10 protein-coding genes and 1 tRNA gene are annotated in these 10,715 nt (G+C 51.5%); 3 read left to right on the forward strand and 8 right to left on the reverse strand.

Features of this window, described 5'->3' with window-relative positions; translation table 11 throughout:
* The coding region (locus VMX96_00075; GenBank protein ID HUU62312.1) for a dockerin type I repeat-containing protein at window positions 1-906 on the forward strand (906 nt) is incomplete at its 5' end.
* A gap of 26 nt (window positions 907-932) precedes the next feature.
* Complete coding sequence (locus VMX96_00080; protein HUU62313.1) at window positions 933-1,958, forward strand: cohesin domain-containing protein; 1,026 nt, start codon at window positions 933-935, stop codon at window positions 1,956-1,958.
* Between the two features lie 332 nt (window positions 1,959-2,290).
* Here VMX96_00080 and VMX96_00085 read toward each other — a convergent pair whose 3' ends face one another.
* From VMX96_00085 to VMX96_00115, 7 genes are all read right to left on the reverse strand, one after another.
* A complete protein-coding gene (locus VMX96_00085; GenBank protein HUU62314.1) occupies window positions 2,291-3,292 on the reverse strand; it encodes a zinc-dependent alcohol dehydrogenase family protein in 1,002 nt (333 codons plus the stop codon).
* 272 nt (window positions 3,293-3,564) lie between these two features.
* A complete protein-coding gene (locus VMX96_00090; protein ID HUU62315.1) occupies window positions 3,565-4,173 on the reverse strand; it encodes a histidine phosphatase family protein in 609 nt (202 codons plus the stop codon).
* A gap of 531 nt (window positions 4,174-4,704) precedes the next feature.
* The gene (locus VMX96_00095; GenBank protein ID HUU62316.1) at window positions 4,705-5,145 is read right to left on the reverse strand and encodes an SCP2 sterol-binding domain-containing protein; all 441 of its coding nucleotides are present in this window, start codon (window positions 5,143-5,145) and stop codon (window positions 4,705-4,707) included.
* 39 nt (window positions 5,146-5,184) lie between these two features.
* Window positions 5,185-5,994: an acyl-CoA dehydratase activase gene (locus tag VMX96_00100; protein HUU62317.1), complete on the reverse strand. Its 810-nt coding sequence runs from the start codon at window positions 5,992-5,994 to the stop codon at window positions 5,185-5,187.
* Window positions 5,991-7,298 (reverse strand): 2-hydroxyacyl-CoA dehydratase family protein, encoded by a 1,308-nt coding sequence (locus VMX96_00105; protein ID HUU62318.1) that lies wholly within the window; start codon window positions 7,296-7,298, stop codon window positions 5,991-5,993. Before VMX96_00105 ends, VMX96_00100 begins: the two co-directional genes overlap by 4 nt.
* 34 nt (window positions 7,299-7,332) lie before the next feature.
* A complete protein-coding gene (locus tag VMX96_00110) occupies window positions 7,333-8,466 on the reverse strand; it encodes a 2-hydroxyacyl-CoA dehydratase family protein (GenBank protein HUU62319.1) in 1,134 nt (377 codons plus the stop codon).
* 58 nt (window positions 8,467-8,524) lie between these two features.
* Complete coding sequence (locus VMX96_00115; protein HUU62320.1) at window positions 8,525-9,766, reverse strand: acyl-CoA dehydrogenase family protein; 1,242 nt, start codon at window positions 9,764-9,766, stop codon at window positions 8,525-8,527.
* Between the two features lie 304 nt (window positions 9,767-10,070).
* Between VMX96_00115 and VMX96_00120 the strand changes: the two genes are divergently transcribed.
* Complete coding sequence (locus VMX96_00120) at window positions 10,071-10,301, forward strand: hypothetical protein (GenBank protein HUU62321.1); 231 nt, start codon at window positions 10,071-10,073, stop codon at window positions 10,299-10,301.
* 191 nt (window positions 10,302-10,492) lie between these two features.
* Here the strand turns inward: VMX96_00120 and VMX96_00125 are convergent.
* A tRNA-Pro gene (locus tag VMX96_00125) sits at window positions 10,493-10,568 on the reverse strand.
* Between the last annotated feature and the right edge of the window lie 147 nt (window positions 10,569-10,715).

The following is a 10,715-nucleotide window of genomic DNA, read 5'->3' on the forward strand; positions in this document are numbered from 1 at the left end:
ATACCCGCGGACATAACTTGGTTGCGGGACGAAATTGTATGGCCCCAGCCCGGTACCATAGCCCCGCCATTCACACCGGGGTGGGTGTATGATGTTGGACTGGATACTGGCATGTTCAAGGAAGCCATCTGCCAGAAGATTGCATATACGCCAACGCCTACGCCAACTACTACACCTACACCTACTACTACACCTACTCCTACACCCACACCCACGCCTACTCCTACTACTACACCTACTCCTTCGCCAACAGTTACACCTACTCCAGGCACCTCGGTAGCTGTTGATTGCTGTCCGAGTGTACCTGTGAGTGGCTCTTGTGATGTCGATATTACCATAAGTACCAGTGATCCAGATGGCATAGGTTCAGCTACCATAACGCTTACCGTTGATACGGCTGTTGTTACTGTAGGCAATATAGCCGCTGGGGACCTCGGCACTGTTTACTCGAATACGGTGGGTAGCACTACCACCATGTCAACGGCCACAGGGAGTTCGCCTGGGCCAACAGGTACCGTAACATTTGCCACCGTTACATTAAATGCGGTAGGCAGTTCTGGAGAATGTAGCGACCTGGATATCGAGGTAACATCGATGTATGATGGGACGGCGGGCGATCCACAACCGATAACGCCAAGCCCAGTTACCGATTGCAGCTTCTGTATTGGGACAGTGAGACTGGAGGGTGATGTCCACCCGCTTGGCAGTGGCAATGATGCTATTGATTCGGCAGACTTTCAACTGGTAGCCCAGCACATAGTGCATACTATAACGCTGACTGGCGATGATTTTCTCGCTGCCGATGTCAATGACGGTGGCACGGTTGACGCAGCAGACCTGCAGTTGGTGGCGCAATACCTTGTCGGGACGATTACAGCATTCCCTGGGGGAACGTATATTCCCTGAACAAGGGATGATAATGAGATGTAAAAATGATAAATAGAAAGGAAGGTGTGCCAATGGTAATCAGGAAGATATCAGCCGTAGTTTTGGCGTCGGTGATTGCCTTGATGTTAACGGCGATGCCGGTAGCACTGGCCGACCCAGGCACATCGGTATCTATTGAAGACGCTTTAGATGTAGCCGTTGGGGGCAATGCCGATGTCCAACTAAGAATAAATACCGATGAAGCTAACGGCATAGGTTCAGCTACCCTAACGCTTACAGTTAATACCGCTGTTGTTACAGTGGCCGGTGTAGCGTCTGGAGTTCTTGGCACCGTTTTTAGCAATACCGCGGGCGGTGTCACCACCATGACGTGGGCCACAGGGAGTTCACCCGGGCCAAGTGGTGATTTGCTGTTTGCTACAGTGACATTACATGCAGAAGGTAGTGCCGGCGAGTGCAGCGACCTGGATATTGCTATAACATCTATGTACGATGCGACGGCAGGCAATCCACAGCCGATAATACCTAGCCCAGTGGATGACGGCCAATTTTGCATCGCAGGGGCAACACCTACGCCTACGCCTACACCTACTCCTACTCCTACTCCAACACCTACACCTACTCCTACACCAACACCGACGCCAACACCTACTCCTACACCAACGCCAACAATAACACCTACACCAACCCCTACTCCTACACCAACACCAACCCCTACTCCTACACCAACACCTACTCCTACACCAACGCCAACAATAACACCTACACCAACACCAACTCCTACACCAACACCTACTCCTACTCCGACAATATGTACCACTTGGGAGTTCCCGCATGGTCTCATCCAAGACCCAACGGCGGTTTTCCCCAGGCTTTATAATTGCCCGGATATTGACTTGCCTACCTACACGGAGCCCGATGCGCTAGTAGTAGTGTGGTACTACGATGAGGCTACCATGGTGTGGGAGTGGTTCAAGCCAGGCTGGCCAGAGAGCACCCTGGAGACTTTAGAAAATGGCAACATATACCTCATCACCGTAACAGAGGCATGCACCTGGGAGATACCTTAGCAATAGGCATGTTTTTAAATCCTGAGTGCTGCGAAGAGCATTCTGGGTGGCTAATAGAGAGAGGGCGATCAGTAAAGGGGGAGTAGGAAAGTAAACAAGTTTCGATTGTTAGTTACTTCCCTATTATTAGCATGGTGCTGGCACTGATATAGTTGATTCGGCAGACTTGCAGTTGGTAGCCCAGCATATAGCTTCGTTTAAAATATTCTTTACATAACGAATATATCAGAATGCGGGAAATCGCCTCCGTATCGTCTTGAGTTCTACCTATTCGTATCTTTGTTGTTTTATTTAGCAGCAACGTTAAGAAGGAAAAACTTTTTTTAGGTTGGTTAATCCATTCTCAGTACCGCAGCTCCCTGGATCTTCCCTTTCTTCAGTAAAACGAGGGCTTCGTTTGCCTCTTCCAGTCCGAACTCTTGAACCTCAGGGATGATGGGGATCTCAGCAGCCAGGGGAAGGAAATCTTGAGCATCCTTTCTGGTGACGTTAGCTACACTCTTTATCTCCTTTTCATCCCATAGCAACCGGGCATAGTCTAAAGGTGGAATGGGATTCCTCTTTCTAATCACCGCTATTACCAACCTCCCGCCTTTTTCGAGCACTCTCAAGGCACTAGGCACAGTCTCTCCTACTGGGGTGAAATCGATTGCGCAGGTAAGCCTCTGAGGGGGATCATCTTCCGCTCTACCGGTCCAGACTGCTCCCAGTTTTTCAGCCAGACTTCGATGCTCTTCGCTCCTGGTGAATACAAAAATCTGGCAACCCCGGTATTTGGCTAACTGAATCACAATGTGGGCTGAGGCCCCGAACCCGAAAAGGCCCAAGCTCTGCCCAGGTTTAACCCCGGAAAGCCTGAAATCGCGAAAACCGATCGCCCCGGCGCATAAAAGGGGTGCTGCTTGGGAATCAGTGAACCTGTCGAGGATCAAGTAGGCGAAATCTTCTGAGACCGTGGTGTATTCAGAATAGCCGCCGTTAGCCTGACACCCGGTTCCTTGAAAATCAAAGCACAGGTTTTCATTGCCCTCTTTGCAGAAATGGCATTTACCACAGGCAGAATATATCCAGGCAATACCCACTCTATCTCCGACTTTGAATCTAGTCACCCCCGAACCCAGGCTTTTAACCCGGCCAATGATTTCATGGCCTAGAACTATCGGGAGATTGGGCTTGAGCCTTCCCTCAATTTCGTCCAGCTCGGTGTGGCAAACCCCGCAGGCCGAAACCCTCACCAAGATCTCTTTTGACCTCGGTTGGGGAATTGGCATATCTACTAATTCCAGAGGCCGATTTTCAACTGGAGAGATCCCCCTTAGTATTTGAGCTTTCATTCTCACCTCCTGGTCATTGCCTCGCTCAAGCAACCTTGTCACTGGTGCCAGCGTAAAAGAACCGATCTCCCTTACCTGGCATGTTGTGTGCCGTCCTCCCCACTGCTCATTGCCCCTTTGGCATTTACCCACCCTACGAAATTGCCCAAAAAGAGGTTAGCCCTGCCTGGTGAATTATGTTTCCACCGAATGCGAACGGGGTAGTATTGAACCGTCTTACTCGGATACCGTAATAGTTCTTTATTTAGTGGCCCTTATCAAAGCTGACGCAATCACTCCAAATGCGACGTATCATTTATAGTGGCGAGCTGATAACTACTATTGGTAACTCGTATCACACTGAGCGACGCATTACCGATCTCAAACCCGCGATAGATACTATTCGATACACCGAGAACATGCGCCACTAATACCTTTACCACAACTTCATGAGTAACGATTAATGCGTGCTTGCCCCGGTTGCCTCCTACCACCCACTCAAGTGCTCGAATTGCCCGATCGGTTACCTCCCTCAAACTCTCACCGTTAGGCATGGTTAGCTCTGTAGGGTCAGTCATCGACTGCTGCCAGAGCTCCTGCCACCTCCGTTCGATCTCGTCTACATGCAACCCCTCCCAGTCGCCAAGCCTAATTTCGATGAGGTCGTCCAATAGCTCTGGCTCAAGCCGGTGAGGTTCAGCGAGAATCGTTGCAGTAGAGAATGTCCTACGAAGTGGACTGGTATAGACTGCGGAGACGGGGAGGCTGGCAAGCCTCGAAGACAAGCGGCGTGCCTGGGTATAGCCAACTTCATTCAGGTATTCGTTCGACCAGCCTGCGTAGAAACCAGTAACATTTGAATGGGTTTGCCCGTGTCGGGCAAGAAGGACGGTGGTGGTCATTTCCTAACTCCATTGGGAATATCCGAATTCCCTCACTTTAAAACGGATTATGGAACCGGTAAAGCGCATATGGAGACATATCTTCATAATTGCGCCAGAACATTACCACTCATAAATGGGAGGTGTATTTCTGTAACAACCTTGCCTGCTATGCTATGTCGGGCTACCTTCCAACATAAGACCCCGCCATTTCTGTTCACCGCTTTATGTTACCTGCTCTCGCATCATTGGGTAGGAGATGTCATCCAATAACCCGGCTAAGCCACATCCAATTACAAATCGGCAGTGACCCTGTATATTGTATATATTATAGAGCACGATAGCTACAATGCCCACCAATCCCGATAAAACAGGAGCACCAAGCAGGTTTGCGACGGTGTTGTTTACCCGAAACTCTACAGCGGTGTTTCCTTTGAGGACAATCGTTTAGGGCGTCTGTGGCCCAAACAGATATCATCCTACCCTCGTTTACTAGATGGCTCTCAAATATCTCGGATCCGTGCGAAGTATTAGATAAAGGGGATTCATGAATTATTCGCTTAACACCAGATCGGCGCGTCCCTGTTCTTTCAGATAGGCTGGATATCTGATATAGAGCGGTTTGATCACAGGCAACAGCTTCAGGATTTTGGGAATAGGGCCTCGTGCCACAATGGTTTTTGTGGTTAAGGCCTTGGCCAGGTTAATCTGGCCATGCCAGAACTTGTGTCCATTGTCTGCTGTCAGAGTGAAGGTCGCCGTCGGGGTGATGGTATCATCATTGATGTGAATCTCGAAGGGATCTTGGGTGAAGTCCATTGTGAGGGTCAGCACAGGATCACGCCAGACGAATTTTACGATCAGGCTGATCTCGGCCAGCTTGTTCTGTATTTCAACGATCTCTTCATCTCCCTTCTTCACTTCCTCCGCCATTTGACGAAAGAAGCCGCCCAGAATCTTATCGCATTCATCGGAATCCTTGAAATAGGGCATATCATCCTCCTTTCCTTTTCAGAAGTTAGCGGTACGTATCTATTTATTTCGCTTGAGATACATCTCCTTGGCTATGACAGCGGCTCCGATGCCTCCCATCATCTGGGGGTCAACGCCGTCGGGAAATGTCTTGAGTGTGACCCGTAGATTTCGCTGCAGAGCATCCACCACGCCAGCATTCTTGGCCACTCCCCCGGTAATGACCACATCCTCCACTAGACCCACCCTCTTGGCCAGGGCGGCGACACGATTGGCGATGGATCGATGTAACCCCTGGACGATGAATGGCAGGGGAACCTCATCGTTGACCAGGTTGATGACCTCCGACTCAATGAACACGCTGCACATACTGCTGAGCCTTACCGGCTGGTAGTCGCCACTCGCATGTAGTTTCTCCAGGTCCTCCACACTAATGCCTAGGCTGCGAGCAATAAAGTCCAGGAAACGGCCGGTTCCCGCAGCGCATTTATCATTCATGACGTATTCGAGCATCTGCCCGCCGGCATCTAGAAGCACCACCTTGGTATCCTGTCCGCCAATATCAATGACGGTGCGCGCCGATGGCAGCAAGGTCTTGGCTCCCCTTCCATGGGCCGAAAGCTCGGATATGTTCTCATGCGCGAAAGATACCTTGGCCCGACCATAGCCTGTGCCAACGATATATGCAACGTCATCGTCCTGCAGTCCGGCATCCTGAAGAACCCTTTCATAGCATTCGCGTGCCGTCGCACGCGGATTCGTTGTGCTGGGGCCGATGACGTGAGACCCCAGGTGATCATCGATCCACAGCGCCGCTTTGCTAGTAGTGGAGCCTATGTCTATGCCGGCAGTAATCAACCCGTTCTTCAAGCCGCCTCCTTCCTCGGCCTCACCACATCTTCGATATAATGTGTTATATCATCCTGGATTGTCTCCACCGGAGTGACCCTGGGATCAAACATATCAAATTCAAAGTAGAGGAGAGGGATGTCCGCTTCCCGGGAGGCTTCCCGAAATAGGCCAATGCCCCCAAGGCCATGCTTGCAGGCGACGTGACCGGCAAAGATTGCGAAGTCTACCTTATAGTCGGTACACATCCGCAGGTAGTCGTCGATATAGTAGTCTATAGGACCCTTAAATTGCCTGGACATAGGCAGCACCCTCAGGTCTTTACGCGCCAGGCCCTCCAGCATGGATTCTGGGGTCGAAGTATCGATAAGCGCCTCTGGGGCATAATAGCCGAAAAGGTCCATGGGGATAACCAGCTTGAGCTCGCTTTCCATCCAGTCATAAAACTGCAGGTCAAACCACACCGGGTCTTGATACCAAACGGCACGATAGAGCTCCCCTCCCTCAATAGTGCTCTCTCCTCTCTCAATACGTTCCCTGGCCTCATCATGAAACGCTTTGGCTATGGCGGTGCCTTCGGGATCCCCGGAAAAGGCAACCAGCAGGGCGGTGTTGAGGGCCACGAGTTTGCTCACCTGCGGGCAGGGTATGTGCCGCCGAAGCTCATTCCAGTCGCGAAGATACTTTGCAGTGCGATTTGACTCCTCACACACTTCATGAAATCTGTCCCAGCTGAACTTTCTGCCCGTATGCTCCTCGAGGAACGGAATAGCTTCCCGTAACTGCTTCGCTAGATACTGGACCTCACGATCGCCAGACAGGTAGGGAACGTCCATAAGGCGCATAGGCTTTTTGGTAAGCTCGGTGAGGCTCTTAATAGCCGCGATCTGAGAATCGCAGGGCGTGTTGTGGTACAGCATGCAGGCCGGCTCGGGGTAAAGATCATTGAGGACAGTACCTACGGCCGCTTTGTCTATGGAACAGACCTCCGGAGCCACGCCATGCGCCTCCGCCTCATCGATCAAAGCTATGGTATAGTCCACTTCCCCCACCAGATTCTGTAACACGGTCAATAGTTCGATCGGCACAGTCTGGACGCCTTCTAGCCCCCTGATCAGCTCCGGCGAACACCCACAGTTATGCCACACGACAGGCCTTCCCTCGTCCATCGCTGCAAACATACCGTCCATGAGCACACGGAAACCCCCAACTATCGCGTTCATGCCCTTGGATTCAGGGTCCTCCTGGTACAGATCGATTAAACCGGTTGCCCCTTCGTAGACGACCTCCCAGTCCTCCTGTCGCTCTTTTCCCAGTATAGCCATATTCTCCCCTTTCCGATTATTTTCTGCATCCAGGTCACTTGCCCATCTGTTCCAGGAAGGCCTGGACGCGGGTTTTCACCTGCCCGGAGGCTGGAACCTGATACTCCCTTTCCAGGCCTAAGAACGGGATGCCTTCTTTCTTCATCCTCCAGTAAAGATTGTGCCCATCGCCTGCCCAGGGATCGCAAAACTTCATCCGCTGAAAAATGATACCGTCGGCATTAAACTCCCGTACCGTATCTTTCAGTGCAGCGACTTGGTCATCGAAGCACTCCACCATTCGGGCGCAAGGCACCTGAAAGAACTTGTGTCGGGCTATTCGATTCAGTGGATCATCCACCCCGGATTCAATTGACTCCCCGAAGGATCGCTGCCCAAAACAGACGACTTCCGCAACCGATAAGGCCCCTTGCTGTTCTATGCCTGCAATGTATTCAGGGTTGTCCAGCTCGCTGCCGGTAATGATGACTCGAGCCCTGTAGCCTCTGGCACCTTCCGCTTTCGTCAAATCAGCCAGCAAATCGTCCATTAAGGTGTTGAATTGATCCCGGGGCATGAGATGGGCTGCTATGGTGATGGTTAGCGCCTCTTCCCCGGTGATCGGCGGCGCACCCTTTTTGCGCATGTCGTAGAGGCTGCGGATACGTTCCCTGGTGGCATTGTGCAGAGTGATGGCCCCTTCCAGCTTTTCCTCCGTTATGGCTAACCCGAAATGAGCTTCTATCTCTGCCTTAAGCCGCTTAAGTTCATCGAGATACCAGGTGAAGAGCCTTTCCTTGGGGGCTCTGGGGACGGAAAGCATGCTGTAAAAGGGCAATTTTACTTTTTTAACGAAGAGGTCACCGGCGCGGCGAATATGGTCACAGTTCTGCAACAGGACCACACCATCAAGAAAGTCGAACTCCCCTCGCAGCGCTAAACTGATGGTGTGACGGACAAAAGTGCATACTCGTGCGCTCATATAGGCATCGCCGTCAGAGCTGTCCTCACTCCCTGCTCCTCTAATGCGATAGGGCAGAAAGCCGGCAGCAGTGAAGATCTCCTCCGGTATGTACGAACAGTAATATCCCATGACCTTTCCACCCGCTTTGACCCATTCGTCCAAATAAACGTTTCTCGGCCCCTCGATCACCTCTTGGAAGGCACTCAGGATTTCGTCCTTTTTCATATACTCTCACTCCTATCAATTCTTTGCCACAGATGTCCCGTACGTGTGTCACGTTTGCTTACAGAGGTAGATCATAGTAGGCGCGGCAGACATCGAAGCGACCCAGTTGAGCCCCACCTTCCCATAGCTGGATAATCTTGCAGTCCCGCCAGTATTTTTCCACGTCGCAGTCTCTGACATATCCGTAGCTCCCCATCAGCTCCATCGCCCGGTTGGTGACCGTCACCGCCACATCTGCGGCGTAGACCTTGGCAATGCTGGCCGTGGAGAGTTGCTCCAGTGAGTGAATTGCCCCGTACTCCTCGGGATGATCAAAGCGATAGCTTCCAGAGAGATAGGCCATGCGGGCGGTCTCGATGCCGATAGCCATATCGGCCAGCATGCCGGCGCAGATCGAATGGTCGCGAATCGGCTTGGCTACCTTGCCTACTGCCCTATCACCGGTGAAATCCAGCACGGTTTCAAAGGCACCCTGTGCATTGCCTACAGACATCGCCGCGCTGGCAAGTCTGCCTATGGTCAGATTGGCGTGAAAATACTTGGCATCCTCACCTGGCCCGACCAGTCGAAACTTCTTAGGAACCCGAATGTTATCCAGATAGGTTGTCGTATTACGGTCGGCAGCCATACCAGCCTTTTTCTCAAACTTGCCAAATGAAAGTCCCTTGGCATCACCCGGCACGTAGATCAGGGCTATCCCGTCATCTCCCAGGCCGGGGTCTGTGGTGCAAACCATAAGGTATGCATCGGCAATGCCAGAGTTGGTGGCCCATATTTTCTGCCCATTTAACACCCATTGGTCACCGTCCAGCACCGCTCTGGTAGCGATCTTGCGTCCTTGCACCCCCAGGTTTTCGATGTCACACCCGCCTCCACCAGATGAACCACCAGGTTCCGTCATGTTGAAGCATCCTATCTTCAGGTCGTCACCGCAAAACATTGGGCCAAAATAATCGAGAACTGCCTCATTCTTAACCCAAACGGCCGGCATGAATGGCCATAGACAGCAGGCAAAAGCAACTGCGATGCCGGAGTCGCCACGGGCGATCTCCTCCAAGGGTAGCCCCAGAGTTACCGCTGAGTGCATGTCGGATCCGCCATATTTTTCCGGGAAGATAGCCCTCATGAAACCCATGTTAGCCAGCCCTTGAAGGATATTCCTTATGATCTCGTGATCCTTATCATCATCGATCTGCTGCCGCACTGGCATTATCTCCTCATTCACGAAATCCCTGGTCAAATCCCGGAGAGCAAGGTCCTCTTCTTTACATATTGCTTCCAGTATTTTATGTCGGTACATTGCTCTCCTCCTGTGTTTGATCGGGGATTTCCTATATCAACTACTATGGCTATGCTAGACCTGTGCTCGCGGGCTGTCAAGGTCTCTAACAAGCCCGCTTGTGTTAGTTAGTTGGGAGAGGCTACAACCTGTCAAGCTAGTGATGTAGCCGAACGAGTGGGGGTTCATGAAGTAGTTGAAAGATTGAAAAGGGAGGTTGTGCTAGTAAGGAGCTAAATGGACGCTTCAGAAGTTATATATTGAAACCTTTATCCCCCACTCGCATACTGCCAACATTCCCTCGACCTGCTCTAGAGTGTTGGGCTTGATCATCTTGCGATTGGGTTTGGCCACTTTTTCCCTCATCATGGGGCTATCAGCGAGGAAGCTCTCTCGAACAACCCAGTTGAAGAAGGCTGTGAGGGCTCTGGAATATGATCTGCCACTGAGTGATAAGCCGAGCATCATCGGGCCAGTTTTCCTGTTCCGCATACCAGAGGAAGCGGTCAAGGATGCCTTTATAGCAGGCTACCGTGTGGGGGCTCTTGCCTTCTGACCGGTGTGTCAGAAGCTACCTTTTGACCAGGGAACTGAAGGGATGTCTATGGCACGGTGTGAGGTTTGGTATCCAGTGTCATGTCTCAATTGCGAAACCGCCCAGGGAAGACCATGTGCACTATTCCCCTATTTGTTCAGATTTAGGTTTCAGCAGGAACCATGTGCACTGCCCCTCAATTTTCCTATCTGTGGTCGGGGTGGGCGGGTTCGAACCGCCGACCTCATGGTCCCAAACCATGCGCGCTAGCCGCTGCGCCACACCCCGCACGTGAAATATAGCAAAATGATAAAGAAAGGTCAATGAAGTCAGCTCGTCCAAGTGATTCCAGACACAAACCCATTTACCCGTTTATTTAGTCACTGCCACGAAATTACAGTTACGGGCAGTTTAAAATTACATTATGATCCAGGC

This window comes from Dehalococcoidia bacterium, from assembly GCA_035528575.1.
Taxonomy (GTDB): domain Bacteria; phylum Chloroflexota; class Dehalococcoidia; order E44-bin15; family E44-bin15; genus DATKYK01.